The following is a 17932-nucleotide window of genomic DNA, read 5'->3' as shown; positions in this document are numbered from 1 at the left end:
GGAAGAATGCTTCCCGGTAGGGCATTCTCCTGCCCGACGGGGGAGGGTATTCATGAGCGGAACCATCATCATCCAGCGTGGGCAGACCCTGAGCGAGATCGCGCGCCAGTACCACACGAGCGTGGCGGAGTTGGTCAAGCTCAACCACCTGAAGAATGCGAATTTCATCGTCGCTGGCCAGCAGTTGTTCGTCCCGGGTAGCCCCAAGCCGGCGAGTGGAACTGCTGCTCCCCGGACGCCGCCGCGCAACCCGGCCACCTCTGGCTCGGGCCATACGCAGACGGCGACTCCCCTTCCGGCCGTTCTTCCGACCGTTCAGCTCCAGCAGACCACTGGGGCCATGGCCACCGAGTTCGTCAAGGACGGCCGCACCTTTCCCAACAACAATGGCTATCCGGTCTATGCCCAGGGAAAGAACAGCGCCACCCATACGCGCGAGGCCTGGGCCGACCTGCCCATCGGCCCGAAGACCGTCAGCCAGATCGGCTGTGCCATGACGGCCGTCACGATGGCGGTCAGCGGGATCTCCCGCCAGACGATCACGCCAGCCGAGATGAATCAGTTCATGAACAAGATCGGCGGCTTCTCGTCGGGAGGGCTGATCCAGGCGTGGAATCGGATGGGGGAGCTGGGCAAGCCCGCGGTCAAGGTGACGCGCCGCTCTGGCATCAACGCGAACAAGATTGATCAGGAGTTGGACGCGGGCCGGCCGGTGGTCGTCCAGGTCGACTACCACAAGGGCCGCGGCAAGGCCGCGACGAAGGGCTACGACGGGGAGGGCGATCACTGGATTCTCATCACGGGCCGTTCCCCGGACAGGACGCGCTACCTGGCCAACGACCCCGCCGGCGGCAAGATGATGACGCTGCACCGGACCGTGGACAGCAAGCTCGAGGGGGACAGCGCCGACAACGTCTACGAGACGAAGTACCTCACGACTGGTGAGGCCGCGACCTTCGACCGTGGCCCGGGGCTTCCCGTGGCGGGCATCAAGACCCCGGTGTCCAGTGGGACTTCCACTCCCAAGACAACCACCACCACCTCCGCGAAAAAAGAAGTCGCGACCGCCGCCAGCTTCGTCAAGGACGGCCGCACCTTCCCCACCAGCAATGGCTACCCGCTCTATGCTCAGTGGAAGAACAGCACCACCGGCAAGGTCGAGGACAAGTGGGCCAGCCTTCCGATGGGCTCGGACAACGTCGGCAACATCGGTTGTGCCATGACGTCCGTCACCATGGCGGTCAGCGGTATCTCCGGCCAGACGGTCACGCCGGACGAGATGAACCGCTTCATGAACAAGATCGACGGTTTCACCAGCGGAGGCGGCATCCAGAAGTGGGATCGGATGGGGGAACTGGTCAAGCCGCAGCTCAAGGTGACGCGCCGCTCCGGAATCGACGCGAAGAAGATTGACCAGGAGTTGGACGCGGGCCGTCCGGTGGTCGTTCAGGTCGATTACTACCAGAAGAAGGACAAGAAGAAGGTCTCGGGCCACGACGGCGTGGGCGACCACTGGATTCTCATCACGGGCCGCTCTCCGGACAATCGCTACATGGCCAATGATCCGGCCGGTGGCAAGGTGATCACGTTGCACCGGACCGTGGACGGCAAGCTCGAGGGCGATAGCGCCGACAACAAGTACAACACCAAGTACCTCACGACCGGCAATGCCACGACCTTCGATCGTGGCCCAGGGGCTCACCCGGCCGAGAACATGGTCGTGGCCAAGATCGAGGCGAAGAGCGCCAAGACCACGACGTCCAGCAGCACGTCTACTCCCAAGACCCCCGCTCCTCCGAAGACAAGCACCGCCTCCACTGGAAGCAAGGTCCAGGGAAAGTTGCTGCAGCCGTCTCGCGAGGTGGAGGAAGCCATTCGCAACGCCTCGGCCAAGGTTGGGGTGGATTATGGGTACATGATGGCCATGGCCGCGCAGGAGAGTGCTTTCAATCCCACGATCAAGGCCTCGACGAGCAGCGCGACGGGTCTGTACCAGTTCCTCAACCAGACGTGGCTCGGGGTCGTCAAACAGCATGGCGAGAAGCATGGATTGGCGGAAGAGGCCGGGAAGATCCAGTACTCCTCTTCGCAGAAGAAGAACGTGGTGTCGCCCTTCTGGTGGGAGGACGACATCCTCGATTTGCGCAAGGATCCGACGTACAGCGCACTGATGGGGGCGGAGTTCGCCAAGGACAATCAACAAATCCTGGAGAAGAAGCTGAAGCGGCAGGTCAGCCCGACCGACCTCTACATGGCGCACTTCCTGGGACCCTCCAATGCGGTCAAATTCCTGGGCGCGCGAGATGCGGGCAAGGGAAGCCAGAGTGCCGTCGCCATGTTCCCCAAGGCGGCCGAGGCCAATACCACCATCTTCTATAAGTCTGGACAGGCGCGAACCCTGGATCAGGTCTACAAGATCATGGAAGCGAAGATTGCTCCGAAGGCGGAGGCGTACAGTCAAGCGCGCAAGCCCAGCGTGAGCTGACGGTATCTCCGTCCTGTCCACGCGGCGCGGGTCCTGGCAAGGTTTCTCCATGAAGATGGAGATTCCTGCCCTGACCGCGGCGGCGTTCCTACTGCTCGCCGCTCCCGCTGTTCACGCCGATGAGCCGGTGAAGTCCGCCTCGGCCGACCTCGATGGTGATGGCAAGCCGGAGGCCATCTCCGTGCAATGGGCCCAGGGGGACGCGCAGTTCGTCCTCAAGGTGGGCGGCGCCACCCTCCGGGGCAAGACGAACGACGCCGAGGTGCGCGGTGTGACCGTCATCGACGTCGACGGCGGCGACAAGTGGAAGGAAGTCGCCGTCGACATGGGGCTCACCGACGACGATCACCGCAGCATCGTCTACGGCTTCGATGGCAAGGCGTTGAAGGAGCTGGGCAGCACCCACGCCCTCACCGAGGTGCGCGGCAACGGCATCGTCCTCTCCGACACGTGGATGGGCTTCTGGAACCTCCGCGAGAAGTACGCCCTGGATCGCAAGGCGTGGAAGCTCAACCGCGTCCCCCAGGAGCTCTACTTCGTCGGCACCGAGGCCACCGTGAAGCAGTCCTTTCCGATCCTGCGCAGCACCAAGGACAAGGCCGTGGTGGCCAATCTAGCCGAGGGCTCGAAGATCCAGGTGCTCGCCGCCACGCCCGAGGACCCCAAGACCCAGGACTCCTGGTACCTCGTGAAGTCCTCCACCGGGCTGCTCGGGTGGACCCGTACCCAGAACCTCCACGACAAGACCGAGGGCCTGCCCTGGGCGGGTTGAGCCCCGGGCCCGTCTCAGCCGCGCAGCGGCAGCATGAACTCCAACTGCACGTGTGTGCCCGCGAGCTCGGGCCGTAGCGAGGCGTGCACGTGAACGCCCCGCTCGCCGGGGCCCGTGGACACCACCTTCCCCTGGAGCTGACAGGTCTGCCCGGGACCCGCGGGCAGGAACGCCTCGGCGGCCCGGGTGAAGACGGCGGACACCTCGTCCTGCCGGGCGCCAGCGGGAAGCCGCTCGGCGATCTCCTCGGCGAGGCGGACGATGCGGCCGGTGAGCAGCTGCGCGGGCAGGGACGTGGCATCGCGGCCGCCGTACACGGTGGGCGCCGCCGCCAGCAGCACGGCGTCCGAGTCCCACCAGCCGCTCACGCCCACCACGCCCCGCGCGGCCAGCCGCTCCTGCTCTCTCAGGGAGAGGCACACCTCGGTCGCCACGGGCGAGCGTCCGCCAGGGCGCCACACCGCGGGCGCCCGCGTTCCGCTGCCCGGCCCCCCGAGGCGTCCGAAGGTACGCGTGTCTCGAAAGCTCGCCGCCAGCAGGGCCGCCATGGCGAGCGCGGGGCTGGTGAAGCACTCGCGGTGCACCGCTCCCTGCTGCTCGGCCATCATCACCACGGGATTCTGGACGGCGCACAGCCAGCGGGAGGACTCGTCCGCACGCAGCCGGCTCCACGCCTCCGACGCGGGAGCCTCCCGGGTGGCCACCACCATGGGCAGACAGGCCTGCTCTCCCAGCGCCGCGAGCCGCCGAAGGGTGTCCACGTCGTCCAGTGTGTCGAGGAGGAAGCACGCATCGGGGCGCTGAAGGGCGGGGACATCCAGGCCCCGCGTGAGCGCGTCCGCGAGCTGGTGGGGCTCCACGTCGAGCACTTCGATGTCCATGCCCGCGGAGGCGGGGCAGTGCGTCCACAACCAGTGCAGCCCGCGCCAGGCGGACTCCAGCCGCGCCACCCCGGGGTGCTGGAGGATGTCCCGCGCGGTGCCGAAGAGGGCCTCCTCGATGACGGCCAGTGCGGCGTCGCGGGCCTCCTGGGGCGAGTGCGTGCCCCGCAGGGCCTCGGCCAGCGCGGAGGACAGCTTGCCTGGGCCCAGGCCCTCCTCGAGGCGGGCGGCGTCCTGGGGGCCGAGGCCTCTCGCGCCGGAGAGCACGTCTCGCACGGAGCGCAGCGTGCGCAGATCCGGAAGGGCGTCGATGACCGCGGAGAGCTGGAAGGCCTCCGGCCCAGCGAAGGAGAGCACATGGGAGCTCGCGTCACCGGAGCCGAGGCGATCCCGCACGGTAACGCTCAGCTCGCTCCCGGCGCGCCCGAGCTGCTCGGCGAAGGAGGCCTCGGTGAGGAGGAACCGGCGGCCCGAGGGCGAGGGGAGGACGGCCCCGGCGACGAGCCAGCGCACGCGGACGGCGGGCGGAGGGGTTGCATTCATCAAGCGCTCGCCCGCTCACTTCGCTGCTCGGGGACGAGGGGCAGCTCCAGCGTGAACGTGGCTCCCTGGCCCGGTCCGGGGCTGTGCATCCGCAGGGCTCCCCCCAGCTCCTGAGCCGCCAGCGCACTGGAGTGCAGGCCGAAGCCGTGCCCCTCGTCGCGGGTGGTGAAGCCGTATTGGAAGATGCGCGTGATCATCTCCGGCGCGATGCCCACGCCGTTGTCCCGTACCTCGATGTGGACCCGGCCGGGGGTGGGGCTCGTCAGGCTCACCGTCAGGTGCCGCTGCCCCTCGGGCACCGGGTCCATGGCGTACTTGGCGTTGCTGATCAGGTTGACCAGGATCATCAACACCTTGTGCTTCTCGGTCACCACGGAGGGCACGTCGGCCATGTTCCGCTCCACCTTCACGGCGTGGCGGCCGAGCGCGGCCTGGTTGATGCGCAGGGCATCCTCCAGCAGCTCTCCCAGCTGCACTGGCTCGAACAGCTGCTGGGGCGTCCGGGCGTAGCGCTGCTGCAGCTTGACGATGGCGCCAATGTGCTCGGTGTGCCGGCTGACGTCGCCGAGCAGGTTCTGGAGCTCCTGCCCCTCCTCCTGCATGTGTTTGCCCAGCCGGTTCAGGAAGGGCAGCACGTTCTTCCCGCGCTCGTCCTGGCTGAGGAAGGCCGGGAGATCGGTCCGGTGCTCCTCGAGCAGCTCCGCCACCTTCTGCACGCTCTCCAGCTTCAGCAGGGCCAGCCGCTCCCGGGCCAGCAGTGTCGAGGTGAGCACGCTGTTGAGCACGTTGCCGACGTTGTGCAGCACGTTGGTGGCGATCTCCGCCCGGCCCACCTGCCGCGCCGTCTCCACCAACTGCCGGTGGACGTCCTGCAGCTCCCGGGTGCGCTGCTCCACCCGCTGCTCCAGTCCTTCGTTGGCCTGCCGCAGGGCCTCCTCGCGCCGCTGGATCTCCCCGGCCATGCGTTTGAAGGCGTTCGCCAGTTCTCCCAGCTCGTCGCCACGCGAGGTGTCCAGTCCCACCTCGAAGTCACCACCTTCCAGCCGGGTGGTGGCCCGGGTGAAGCCCAGCAGCGGGCGGGTGATCTGCTGCTTCAGCACCCAGTACATGATGGCCAGCTCCAGCAGCAGCGAGAGCACGCCGAAGCCCAGGACATAGCGCGCCGCCCGGAAGGCGGCCGCGGACACCACCTGCTCGGGCAGCACCGTGACGATGATCCAACCCGGGCCCTTCAACCGCGCCACGGCGAGCAGCTCGCCGTACTCGGGGAAGTCCAGCACCACCTCGCCGGAGGTCTGGTCCTTCACCCGCTCGAAGAGGGCGCGCAGGTGGGCCCGCTGCGTCGCAGTGCCCGCGTGCGCGGAGACATCCTCCGGCTTCCCGGTGTTCTTCAGGATGTCGTAGACGCCCTCGCCGCTCTTCATCTTCATCTTGGGGTGGGCGATGACCTGGCCATCGTCGCGCAAGAGGATGTTGTAGGCCCCGGCGATGTGGTTGTTGATGGTGCGCGCCATCAGCTCGTTGAGAAGCAGGTCATGGGAGACGGTCCCCACGTGGCGGCCGTCCACGTCCAGCGGGGTCGCGACCGTGACCATCCACGTCTGGGTGGGCGGGTCCTCGTAGACGCTGGTCCAGGCGGACTCCCGCCGCGGGTTGTTGGAGGGCAGGCCCAGGGAGTAGTACTCGAAGTCCTTGAGCGAGAAGGTGGCATCGAGGTCCTGGAAATAGGTGGCCCCTTCCGGCCAGTACCCCACCACCGCGCCCTCCGGCAGGATGACGCCCGTGGTGGCGAAGCGGACATGGAAGGCGGGCGCGTACTGCGCCGTCACGTCGTAGGAGGCCAGGAGCCGGCGGCGAAAGTCGGCATCGGCCTTCACGTCCGGGGGAATGAAGACTCCCGGCATCCGCGTGCCGTCGAAGGACTCGGGGCGGTTGCGGATCGTCCCATCCGGACGCAGGGCGAAGAGGCTGTCGAAACGGGCGTCCACCTCTTCCTGGCTCAGGGCTCGCAGCCGCTGCTCCAGGGCCGTCTTCATGGCGGCGTGGTTGTCTTCCGCCTGGACGAAGAGGGCCTGCTCTCGCTGGCTGCGCTCCGTGACGTTGCGCTCCAACTGCACGATGGCCTCGTCGCGCAGGGAGTAGAAGATGTGCAGGTAGCTGCAGAGGGTGGTCAGCGCGATGATCACCGCGATGCGCACGCCCATGCTGATGAGCGTCGAGCGGGCCAGGGATGACCGGGCAGGGGTGGGGGACACGTGCTGTCGGGTCATGGAGATGCTCGGTCAACCGCGGGGGGGGCTTCCCGGAGCACCCGGGCCGATCCGCGAGGGAGCGGCCCGGGCACGTCCGTCCTGCTCAGGGGGTGCTGAGGGGATCCGCCGGGTTGCTGCCCGCCGCCCGCTCGTCACCGTCGAGGTGCCCGTCCTGATCACGATCGATACCGATGCGCTGGCCCGAGCCCGGGGGCGTGCAGGTATAGGTCAGCGCACCGCCACCCGTGATGACGTGCGTGCGCAGGGCCGAGTCGCTCAGCAGCGGCTTGGACTGCCGGTCCGGCTTGAACTGCCCGCCCTGGTAGACGAAGCCCACCTCGGTCAGTGCCACCCGGCCCTTGGCCACCAGATCGCACTCGCCGGCGGCCGCGCGCGCCACCAGCAGGTCGATGCGGGGGCCCACCACGGCCGCGTTGGCGGGCGTGAGCGTCACCTGCTGGCCGACGATGGGCGCCAGGTTGGTGTCGAAGGCCAGCATGAACTGCTCCATGTCCAGCTTGGCCTGGTCGCCCTCGGGCGTGTCAGGGATACCCACCGAGTTGAAGATCGGATGGACATCGAAGCTGCTGTTGAAGCGGAACAGCGTGTCCACGGAGCCGTCGCTGTTGAAGCCGAAGCCGCGGATCTGATCGCCCATGAAGGGATCCGGCGGCAAGTTGCCGAAGTCGTAGCCCACGCCGAACATACCGACCTTCTGGTACATGTTGCGCAGGTGCGGCGTCTTGGGGAAGAGCGCCGTCCCCACGAAGGCCGAGAGGCCCTCCGTGCCGAAGAAGCCCTTGGCCACGCCCAGGCTCGGGTTGGCGTTGGGATTGAGCACGTGGCAGGAGTTGCACGAGCCGTGGAAGAAGCTCGTGGTGTTGAAGTAGAAGTCCCGCCCCGCCTGCTGCGACGGCGTGAGCGAGTTGTCGAGGTTGCGCACCGGGTTGGGCGGGTAGGTCACCTGGAGGATGAAGTCGGTGAACTGCTGCATCTCCGTGGGGGTGAGCTGCGCGTTCCTCCCGAGCAGATCCATGAACGCCGGGTTGAACTGCTTGAACGCCGCGGCCTCGTCGAAGGCTCCGCTGTCCGGCTGGGCGGTCGGCGCGGTGTAGCCGCCGTTGCGGTCCCCGCGCCAGTGCATGGCACCGTGGTTCGCCATCCCGCGCAGGCTCTGGGTGGAGAACGGTCCCTTCATCGGGTGGAAGTTCGGATCCTGCCCGAAGGTGGGATCATCGCCGAACTCGGGCGGCACCTGGACGATGGGGTTCGGGCTCACCTTGTAGGTGCCATCCGGGTTGCCGAGGTTCCACACCAGGCTGTCGAAGTCGCCGAAGATGTGGCAGCTCGCGCAGGACGAATCGCCGTGGCTCGAGGTCCTCTTCGCGTCGTAGAGCAACGGGCGTCCCGCCACCACGCTGGCCGGCTCGGGGTTGTGCAGCTTCAGGTGGGCGACCTCCTGGCGCGTGACGGTGTTGACCACGGAGATGCCGTTGTCGAAGCGCGTCATCACGTACATGCGCCCGCAGCTCTCATCCAGCACCATGCCGGTGGGGCCGCCACCGCTCAGGGGAATCTGGTTCGTGGTGCTCGGCACGAAGGTGTCGGACTCGAGCGCGGCGGTGGAGTAGACGCCGAGCTTCGAGGAGCCGAACGCGGCCACGTACAGGGTGGAGCCATTGGCGCTCACCGCCATGCCCATGGGCTGCGCGAGGCTCTTCTCGTTCTCGGCGTTGGGGGTGGGCGCGCAGCAGGCCGCGTAGTTGATGTGCTTGTTGAGGTGCCGGGGCGCGACGCCCGTGGAGCTCAGCACGGAGATCCGGCTCTCGTGCAGGTGCCCGCGGAGCGTCTCTCCGGCGAAGGTGCCCGGCCCCTCGAAGCGCAGATCGTTCCGGGCCTCGGTGTTGCTGACGTACACCTTCCCGTTCACCGGGTTGACGGCCATGTTGAACAGGATGGTGCCCACGCCCGAGTAGAAGCCGGCCGTGCCGGAGAGCTGCGCGGGCGGGTTGGCGGTGGCGTCGATGACGAACACGTCCTTGTCCGGCAGGGAGAACTTCACCTTGTCCGTCCACGAGCGGCCCAGGGAGTCCACCCAGTCCTGGCCGTTGAACCGGACGATCACGGAGGTCTCGGGCGCCGGCATGCCCTCGGCGTTGACATTCGGTCCCGGCACGCCGCCCACCGCCTCGCCCCCGTTGGGCACGAGGAGCTCATGCACCACCGTGGAGCGGTTTCCGGAGTGGAACGCGGCGGCGTACACCCGCGAGCCGTCCGGGGTCACCGCGAGCGCGCGAGGCGTATCACTGAAGAGGGTGACGATCGTCAGCGGGTTGCCGGCCAGCGAGGTGCCCAGGTTGTTGGCATCGAAGACCCAGACGTCCGCACGGCCCACGCCCGGCGTGGTGAACTGCGGATTGAAGGGCACGTTCTGGCCGCGGTGGGCGGCCGTGATGAAGGCCCGGTTCTTCCACGGCCCGGCGAAGACGATGTCCCGCGGCTCGTCACCCACCAGCAGGGTCCGCACCACGGAGCCGGCGCGTCCGTAGGCGTTGTGCCGCACGACGCTCACGCTGTCGGACAGGTGGTTGACGACCCAGACCTCGTCGTCGCTCCGCGCCGCGACCGCCACCGGCTCCAGCCCCACGGGCACCGAGGAGACATGGGTGAGGGTGCCCGCCGCCACCTGGAAGATCTCCAGGCGGTTGTCCGGGGTGTTGACGGCGTAGAGGAACTTGCCGCCCGGAGACAAGGCGAGCGGCCGGACCTGTCCGCTCTCGAAGAGGGTGAACGATGAGGCGAAGGCCTCGTGACCCGCCACCGCTCCCACGAGCAGCAGCGCGACGAGGGCTGCTCTCAGACGATTCCAGCGAGCTGCCAGACGGCTGGCTTCCATGACGTCTCCATACAGAAGGGCTGAAAGAATCCTTTCCAACAGGAGGCCGCTCGGCGTCAAGTCATGGAGCGGCAGGGAACTTGACAACGCCTGTGTCTCTCGGGACCCGGGCCGGGAGCGGGATGACCCGGGTCCGCCCGTACGGGTCATGCCGAGTGCCGCGACTCCTCGTCCGGTTCCACCTGAAGCGGAAGGGGCAGGGGCTCCTCCTGAACGGGAGTGACAGGCGCCCGGCGCTCGAGCAGCGCGAGCACGGCGGGGAACAGCACCGTCGTGCCCAGCGAGGCGCAGACGACGCCCAGCAGGGCGATCTCCCCGATGGAGCGCAGCCCCGGATGGCGGGCCGTGAGCAGCGCGCCGTAGCCCGCGGCATTGGACAGCGTGGCCACCACCGCCGCCACGCCCGTGGTGCGCACCACGTGGGGCAGCGAGCCCGGCCCCTCCTCGCGGTAGCGGTGGTAGAGGTGCACCGCGTTGTCCACGGCGATGGCCAGCAGGTTGGGCAGCACCACCGCGTTGATGAAGTTGAGCTTGAGCCCGTAGAGGTGCATCGCCGCCGGCAGGCAGGCCAGCCCCAGATACAGGGGTCCGGCCACCAGCCCCGCGCGGCGCAGGCTGCGCAGGCTCAGCGCCATCATCGCGAACACCGCGAGCCCGGCGGCGAGCAGCAGCCAGGGACCATCCATCCTCACCAGCTCGAAGATGCGGTAGGCGATGAGGTTCGGATCCAGCACCTGCACCCGCAGGCCCCGGGCCCGCGCCACCTCCCGCAGCTCGTCCATCTGCTCGCCGAAGCGGTGCAGGGCGTCGGTGTCGGAGAGCGACTCGCGCTTGAAGGCGAGCACGAAGCTGCCCGCGCCATCCAGCGCGGTGAAGCGGCGGCGCACCTCGGCGGGCAGCGCCTCCACGCCGTAGGGCCGGGCGTCGAGCAGGCCCCGCAGGCGGCGCAGCGCGGGGCCCACCCGCTCCGACTCCCAGGCACCGCCGGGAATGCGCTCGAGGAAGGCACGCAGCGCGGTGCGCTCCGCCTCCACCTCCTCGCCCGTGCGCGGCAGGAAGTCGCTGAGCGAGACCACCTCCGCGAAGGTGCGATCCGCGGTGTGACGGGTCTCCAGCTCCCGCAGGGCCGCCGCGAGCTGGCCCGCCTGGGAGACGTCCTCGGCGAGGAAGATGGTGGGCGAGTGGCGCCGTCCCAACTGGGCGATGATGTGATCGTCCAGCCGGGTGGCGGCGAACTCCCCGCGCAGCTTGCGCATGTCGGGCTCGAAGCCGATGGAGCCCACCACCGTGGCGGACCAGGCGGCCAGCGCGCAGACGCCCACGACGATGCCCACCAGCACGGAGCGGGACAGGTGCGGGGCCTCGCGGCGGGGACGGGCCGGCAGCGGCAGCTCCGCGCGTCCGGGCCGCAGCCGCTCCGTCAGGGCGATGAGCGCGGGGCCGCACAGGTACGTGGCCAGCACGGTGAGCATCACGCCCGCGGCGGCGATCCACCCGAACTGGGCGAAGGCCTTGAACTGCGCGAGCGTGAGCGCGGCGAAGGCCGCGGCGTTGGTGCAGGCCGACGTCAGCGCGCCCTTCCAGGTGCCCAGCACGGCCTCGACGAGCGCCTCCACGGCGGAGTGCTGGCGGCGCTCCTCGCCATAGCGCATGGCCAGGTGGATGCCGTACTCGATGCCCAGCCCGATGAGGATGGCGACGAGGAAGCCGGTGATGATGTTGAGGTAGCCGATGGACTGCTGCGCCACCGCGAAGGTGACGAGCAGCGCCACGCCCACGGGCGCCCCCACCACGGCGAGCGAGGAGAGGCGCCGGCAGGACAGGACGACGATGAGCGCGGCGATGGCGCACGAGAGCATCGAGGCGCGCGTGAGATCCGCGCGCATCCGCCGGTCCTCCTCCAGCCGCAGCACGTGCGCGCCCGTGGCGTCCGTCTCTACCCCGGGGAAGCCCCGGGCCACCTCGGCGCTGGTCGTCCGCACCTGCGTCACCAGGCGCTGCGCGAAGGCGAGATCCGCGGCGACCCCCGAGGGCTTCACGAAGAGGTACAGCTCGCTGCCGTCCGCCGGGCTCAGGTACTCGCGCACGGACGCGCGGGGCGCGTAGCGGCGGGCGATCTCCTCGAGCGAGGGTGGCGGGGGGCTGTCGTCGAGCTCCACGAGGAAGGGCAGGGCGGCGCGCTTCTCCGCCTGGAGCACGGCCTCGAGGTCCGCGCGCAGGGCCCGCAGTTGCTCGGCGGAGAGCAGAAGCAGGGCACGCTCCTCGAAGAAGCGCGTGTCGTAGCGGAACTCGACGTAGCGGACCTCGTCCAGGGCCTCCAGCCGCGGCGCCAGCGCGTGCGCGAAACGGCGCAGCGTCTCGGGGCTCCCACCGCGGGCGCGCAGGACCAGATAGCCGTCACCGCCGGCCTTCTGGGACACGGCCTCCAGCTCCCGCACCTCCTGGGTGTGCGCGGGCAGCAGCTCCACGAAGGAGCCCCGGAAGACGAGCCGCGAGGCGAGCAGGCCCGACAGCAGCGCCGCCACCACGACACACGCGAGCACATACCCGGGCCGCCGGTACGACAGCCGGGCGAAGCGCTCCATTCCTCTGTCGAAATCCAGACGCGAGCTCAAGCACCCTCACAACCCCCCCGGCTTCCGCCCGCGTGTGTCTCATGAATGCGCGGCGGGCCCAAGCGTCCCGAGCGCCTTGAAACAATTTGTAAGCGGAGCAGCGGCGCGCGGTGCGAGGGCGCTTCAGTAATACGCCACCAGTGTGACACGCACCTGGCTCCTGGCGGCGAAGGTGGGGAGGGCGTCCTCGACACCCGTGACGGGATCGAACGTTCCGACGATGCCCACGCCTCCGCCCGCCGGGCCTCCCACGGTCCGCAGCAGCTCGAACCGCCACTCGCTCACCACCGAGTCCCGGCCCATCAGGACCTCCGGGGGAAGGGACGGCAGCTCCTCGCCGAGCTCCGTCACCGCCGTCACGGCGGCCTGATCCAGTCCACCGTTGCCCGAGGGCTCGATGATCTCCACGGAGCGGACCTTCCCCTCGGCGTCCTGGGTGAGCCGAACCACCGCGACGCCCTCGCTGTGCGTCCATTTATTGGGCAGCGAATAGGCCAGGCGCTCCTGGGCCTCCTTCAGCATCGGGTGTGAGGCCGGTCCGCTCGCGAGCGGATCCACCCTGCGGGGGTGGTCGAGCGGATCCTCCATCTCGCCGGAGCGCGAGAGCACGCTCGACACGTCGCGCGCCTTCTGGGCCACTTTCTCCTTCGTCGTCCGTCCGCTCTCGATGTCCGCATGGCTCTGGCTGAAGCGCCGCACGAGCACCTTGCCCATGTCTCCGAAGTACGAGTGCGTGAGGCCGCTCTCGGCGCGCCGCCGGGCCACGGTGTCGCGTGCCGTCTGGGAGACGAGCTCCTGGGGGGACGCCGGGTGCGCGGGCGCGCGGAGGCGGGTGCCCGGCGGCCCTGGCTCCTCGGGTGGGAGCACGGGGAAGTCCCCACCGGGCTGGAGCGCCAGCGAGCCGGAGTCCGGCAGGAGCGAAGGCTTCTCCGGGGCCTGTGCCGCACGGGGCACGTCACTGGCCAGGGGCGCATCACGGGCCAGGGGCGCTGGCGAGGGACTCGTGGCGGGTGGGCCCGTGCGGGGCCGGGTGCCTGGGCGTCCCGCCTCGCGCTCGTGCGTCTCCGGGCCCTGGCGCGGCGGGACCGGAGCGGGCGGCGGGGCAGGGGGAACGTCGACGACGAGCACCTCCACCGGGAGTCGGGTGAAGGGGGAGGACGTGGGAGGTTGCGCCGGTGGAAGCGGGATTCTCTGCCACCACCACAGCAGCACCAGGTGCAGCACGAGGCTGAAGGCCAGGGCGACCTTCAAGACACGGGATGGGCGCCTCATCTCCCCAGGTCCTCACAGTCCACGCGAGCCGCATCCCAAGGGTAGGCACAGGCCAGGGCGCTGAAATCTCCGGGGGGTGTACGAGGGGCCGAGCCCCCGATTGCACGCACCAGGGGTATGACACCTTCCCGAGGTGGATGGGGAGGTCCGCCTGCTCTGTTCGTTCAATGCCGCGCGGCTGGCTTGCATGGAGGCCCGAAGCCCGGCATGGATGACCCCGATGACTGCCCACCGCCTTTCGGTCGCGCCCATGATGGACTGGACGGACCGCCACGACCGCTACTTCCTGCGCCTCATCTCCAAGCGCACGCGGCTGTACACGGAGATGGTCACCATCGGCGCCATCCTGCACGGCGACAAGCCGCGGCACCTCGACTTCTCGAAGGAAGAGCACCCCATCGCGCTGCAGCTCGGCGGCAGCGACCCCGAGCAGCTCGCCGAGTGCGCCCGCATCGCCGAGCAGTGGGGCTATGACGAGGTGAACCTCAACGTGGGCTGCCCCTCGGACCGGGTGCAGAACGGCATGTTCGGCGCGTGCCTCATGGCGAAGCCCGAGCTGGTGGCCCGCTGTGTCGAGGCCATGCGCGGCGCCACCCGCCTGCCCGTCACCGTCAAGCACCGGCTGGGCATCGATGACCTCGACTCGTACGAGCTGCTGACGCACTTCGTGCGGACGGTCCACGGGGCGGGCTGCGACACCTTCATCGTGCACGCGCGCAAGGCGTTGCTGCAGGGACTCAGCCCCAAGGAGAACCGCGAGATTCCCCCGCTGCGCTACGAGGTGGTGCGCCAGCTCAAGACGGACTTCCCGCAGCTGACCCTCGTGCTCAACGGCGGCGTGAAGTCCCTGGAGGCCGCGCGCGAGCACCTGGCATGGGCCGATGGCGTGATGATCGGCCGCGAGGCGTACCAGAACCCGTACATGCTCGCGCTCGCCGATGGCCTGCTGTTCGGCGACGAGGGCCCCGCGCCCACGCGGCGTCAGGTGGTCGAGGCGCTGCTGCCGTACGTGGAGGAGCTGCTGTCGCGCGGCGTGCACCTGTCGCGCGTCACCCGCCACATCCTGGGGCTCTTCGCGGGGCAGCCGGGGGCGAGGGGCTGGCGGCGCGTGCTGAGCGAGCGCGCCTGCCGGGCCGGAGCGGGGATGGAGGTGCTGCGGGATGCGCTCGCCCAGGTGCCGGATCGCGTCCTGGACGAGCCGCCCGGCGCCGAGCCGGCCCCGCTGGCCGCCTCGGCGTGAGGCACGTCAGTAGACGTTGTACTTGCGGCGCAGCGCCTCGTGCTCGTCGGCGTTGCGCGAGGGGTGCAGGCGCCGCTCGGCGTCGTGGAGGTAGTACCAGAACTCGCTCGGCTTGGGGTTGAGCGAGGCCCGGAGCGACTCCACCGTGGGCGCGCCGATGGGCCCCGGAGGCAGGCCCTTGCGGTGCCGCGTGTTCCAGGGGTCCTCCTGGTCGCGCAGGCGCTTGAGGAAGGCCACGCGGTCGTTCCACTCGGCCAGCTCGTAGCGGGACGTCGCGTCCACGCCGAGCGGGAAGCCCTTGTCCACGCGCTTCCAGAGGATGCCCGCCACCAGCGGACGCTGCGCCGGCACGGGCTCCTCGCGCTCCAGCATGGAGGCCATCACCACCACCTCGTGCAGGCTGCGGCCGCTGCCCGTGAGGGCCTCGCGGTGCGGGGTGTAGAAGCGCTCGGCGAAGGTGTCCAGCTGGCGCTGGATGAGCTCCTGGACGTTGAAGGCGCCGGGCACCACCCGGTACGTCTCCGGGTAGAGGTAGCCCTCGAGCGTGGCGCGCGGGAGCGGGAAGGTGGCGGTGTAGCGGCCGGGCTCGCTGGCGGCGGCGATATAGGCGCCGGGCTTGATGAGGCCCGCGGCGGCGAGCGCCGCGTCGGTGTCACGCAGGCGCCAGCCCTCGATGACGACGAAGGGGACGTCCTCGGGGATGGGGGCGCCCTCGAGCGCGGTGGACAGCTCCGCCATCGTCATGGACGGGCTCACCAGGTGGCGGCCCGCCTTGGGGGCGAAGTGGCCGCGGCGGTAGAGGTGCCAGCGCCAGATGCGGACGTCGCGGATCAGCCCCTGGGCGGCGAGCTGGGTGCCCAGGCCGCGGCCCGTGGTGCCCTTGGGCACGGTGAATTCCACGGTGGGGGCGCCCGGCGGGGCCACGGCGCGTTGGACCTCGCGCTCCGCCCAGAAGAACGTGCCAGCGACCGCGCCTACCGCGAGGACGAAAACCCCAACCAGGACCAGAAGAATGCGCTTCATGCGCGGCGCACATTAGCACCCGCCAGCCCGGCCCCCAGGAGATGTTGAATGGCGGCATGCCCTCCGGGCGCCCCTCTGCTCGCCCGCTGACTCCGCGTCTGGCCGGTGGACGACACGAGCCGTGGTGGTTTCAGGACACCCAGAGTCTTTCGGTGAATGGCTGGCCGTGGGCGTCGAGCCCCATCCGGAAGCCGTAGCCGTTGCGTGGGCCAAACGAGCCGGACGCATACACCGCGGTCTGGCCTCGGTAGGGGGCCACGTTGAAGACCCCGATACCCGGATCGGGACGGATCCGCAGGGGTTCGAGTGGCGCGTTCTGGATGGCTTGAAAGCGCAGGTAGCTCCACACCTCGCGGCGGACGAACCCCGAGTCCGTCAGGAACCAGGCGGCTCTCAGCGGTACCGAGGGGTGGAGTGTTTCCAGCTCCTCGTCATGCTGGATGGCGCCCCAGAGCAGGACCCATATGCCCCAGGGCCGGCCCTCCCCGCCTTGTAACGACCAATCATCGACGAGCCGCTGGACGGCGAGCCGGGTGAAGTGCTCCAGCATTTGGCGGTGGGAGGGCATCGCGGCCGGAGTATGGCAGCATGGGCTTTCCCCCTGGAGACCCTTCCTCGATGCGCCGTGCCCTGATTTCCGCCCTCCTGCTGCTCTCGGCCCTGCCCGCCAGCGCCACCGAGTCCCACGCCCAGAGCTCCTGGCCCCGCATCCGCAAGGCTCGCATCCAGCAATTGCTCCCGAAGGCCATGGAGCGGGCGCAGGTGGATGCCTGGGTCGTGATCTGCCGCGAGAACGACAACGATCCCCTGGCCCTGCACGTCGGCTGCGAGAACACCGGCGCGCAGGCGGCCTTCCTCTTCCTCAAGCAGAAGGACGGCGTGCGCGCGCTCGCGCTCTCGCCCTCCGGTGAGGCCAAGGCACTCCAGGAGGTGGGCCCCTTCGACGAGGTGGTCTCCCTGGAGCGCGGCACGGACCTGTTCGCCCGGGTGGCCACGGCGCTCTCCGAGGCGAAGCCCCAGCGCATCGCGGTGAACTCCTCGCGCACGCTCACGGTGGCGGATGGGCTGTCGGCCACCCAGCGCGAGCGGCTCCAGGAGGCGCTCTCTCCCGCGCTGCGCCGCCGCATTGTCTCGTCCGAGGAGCTCGTCTTCGAGTGGCTGTCGGTGAAGCTGCCCGAGGAGGTGGAGATCATGCGGCGCGCCGCGGCGCTGACGGCCTCGCTCCAGGAAGAGGCCTACCGCACCGTCGTCCCGGGCAAGACGCGCGACTCGGACGTGGCGCGCTTTCTCAAGAAGCGCATCGCCGAGCTGGGCGTGGAGGACGGCTGGCAGCCCGACCAGAACCCCAACGTGAACTCCGGCCCGGACCGGGGCCACTCGCACGCCACGGATCGCATCATCCAGCCGGGTGACTTCATCCAGACGGACTTCGGCATCAAGGTGGAGGGCATGTGGGGCACCGACATCCAGCGCTTCGCCTACGTGCTCGCCCCGGGCGAGACGCAGCCTCCGGCGGAGGCGCTGGAGAAGTGGGAGAAGTCGAAGAAGGGCAGCCGCGTGGCGCTCGCGGCGATGAAGCCAGGGGTGCGCGGCTACGACGTGGACAAGGCCCAGCGTGACTGGATGCGCGAAGCGGGCTCGGAGCCGGTGATGTGGGGCACGGGCCACCCGGTGGGCTACTGGGCGCACGACGTGGGCCCGGCGCTCTCCGGGGCGCAGAAGGGCAAGCCTCCCGAGGGCTGGGCGCTCCGGCCACTGCGTCCCGGCCAGGTCTTCGGCTTCGATGGCTTCTTCGCCTGGAAGCTCGCGACGCCCGGCGAGACGAAGACGCTCTCGGTCGAGGAGATGGCCGTGGTGACGGAGAAGGGCGCGGAGTACCTCATCCCGCCGCAGGAGACGCTCATCCTCATCCCCTCGCCAGCACAGCCCCGCCAGCCGGGCAGCGGGGGCTGA

General features: G+C 69.4%; 11 protein-coding genes. 4 read left to right on the top strand and 7 right to left on the bottom strand.

The annotated features are described in order from the left end of the window. The first annotated feature begins 52 nt into the window (after positions 1–52). Positions 53–2485 (top strand): C39 family peptidase, encoded by a 2433-nt coding sequence (locus NR798_RS25275; protein WP_375765049.1) that lies wholly within the window; start codon positions 53–55, stop codon positions 2483–2485. 49 nt (positions 2486–2534) lie between these two features. After that, positions 2535–3257, top strand: a complete 723-nt coding sequence (locus tag NR798_RS25270) for a hypothetical protein (protein ID WP_375765048.1) — start codon at positions 2535–2537, stop codon at positions 3255–3257. Between the two features lie 14 nt (positions 3258–3271). Here the strand turns inward: NR798_RS25270 and NR798_RS25265 are convergent, their stop codons facing one another. The 5 genes from NR798_RS25265 to NR798_RS25245 all read right to left on the bottom strand — a co-directional run bounded on the left by NR798_RS25265 (position 3272) and on the right by NR798_RS25245 (position 13716). After that, complete coding sequence (locus NR798_RS25265; protein WP_375765047.1) at positions 3272–4681, bottom strand: type VI secretion system contractile sheath domain-containing protein; 1410 nt, start codon at positions 4679–4681, stop codon at positions 3272–3274. Beyond that, positions 4681–6951 (bottom strand): ATP-binding protein, encoded by a 2271-nt coding sequence (locus NR798_RS25260; protein WP_375765046.1) that lies wholly within the window; start codon positions 6949–6951, stop codon positions 4681–4683. The genes NR798_RS25265 and NR798_RS25260 overlap by 1 nt, the downstream gene beginning before the upstream one ends. A gap of 85 nt (positions 6952–7036) precedes the next feature. Further along, positions 7037–9829 carry a YncE family protein gene (locus tag NR798_RS25255; RefSeq protein ID WP_375765045.1) on the bottom strand — a complete coding sequence of 931 codons (2793 nt, stop codon included), beginning with the start codon at positions 9827–9829 and terminating at the stop codon, positions 7037–7039. 146 nt (positions 9830–9975) lie between these two features. Beyond that, positions 9976–12414, bottom strand: coding sequence for an RND family transporter (locus NR798_RS25250; RefSeq protein ID WP_375765044.1), 2439 nt, complete (start codon positions 12412–12414; stop codon positions 9976–9978). 153 nt (positions 12415–12567) lie between these two features. Beyond that, the gene (locus NR798_RS25245; protein ID WP_375765043.1) at positions 12568–13716 is read right to left on the bottom strand and encodes an energy transducer TonB; all 1149 of its coding nucleotides are present in this window, start codon (positions 13714–13716) and stop codon (positions 12568–12570) included. Positions 13717–13927: 211 nt separating this feature from the next. On the opposite strand from NR798_RS25245, the gene dusA reads away from it, so the two are divergent. Then, on the top strand, positions 13928–14956 hold the full coding sequence (dusA, locus tag NR798_RS25240; RefSeq protein ID WP_375765042.1) for a tRNA dihydrouridine(20/20a) synthase DusA: 1029 nt from the start codon (positions 13928–13930) through the stop codon (positions 14954–14956). A 6-nt stretch (positions 14957–14962) separates the two neighbouring features. Here the strand turns inward: dusA and mltG are convergent, their stop codons facing one another. Next, positions 14963–15979, bottom strand: coding sequence for an endolytic transglycosylase MltG (gene mltG, locus NR798_RS25235; RefSeq protein ID WP_375765041.1), 1017 nt, complete (start codon positions 15977–15979; stop codon positions 14963–14965). A gap of 130 nt (positions 15980–16109) precedes the next feature. Continuing rightward, positions 16110–16529, bottom strand: a complete 420-nt coding sequence (locus tag NR798_RS25230; RefSeq protein WP_375765040.1) for a hypothetical protein — start codon at positions 16527–16529, stop codon at positions 16110–16112. Positions 16530–16597: 68 nt separating this feature from the next. Here NR798_RS25230 and NR798_RS25225 point away from each other — a divergent pair, with 68 nt between their 5' ends. Further along, entirely contained in the window at positions 16598–17932 is a 1335-nt protein-coding gene (locus NR798_RS25225) for a M24 family metallopeptidase (RefSeq protein ID WP_375765039.1), read from the top strand.

Source organism: Archangium gephyra, from assembly GCF_042230915.1.
Classification (GTDB): Bacteria; Myxococcota; Myxococcia; order Myxococcales; family Myxococcaceae; genus Archangium; species Archangium gephyra_B.
The sequence above is the reverse complement of the archived record's forward strand: the minus strand, read 5'-3'. Positions and strand labels throughout refer to the sequence as shown.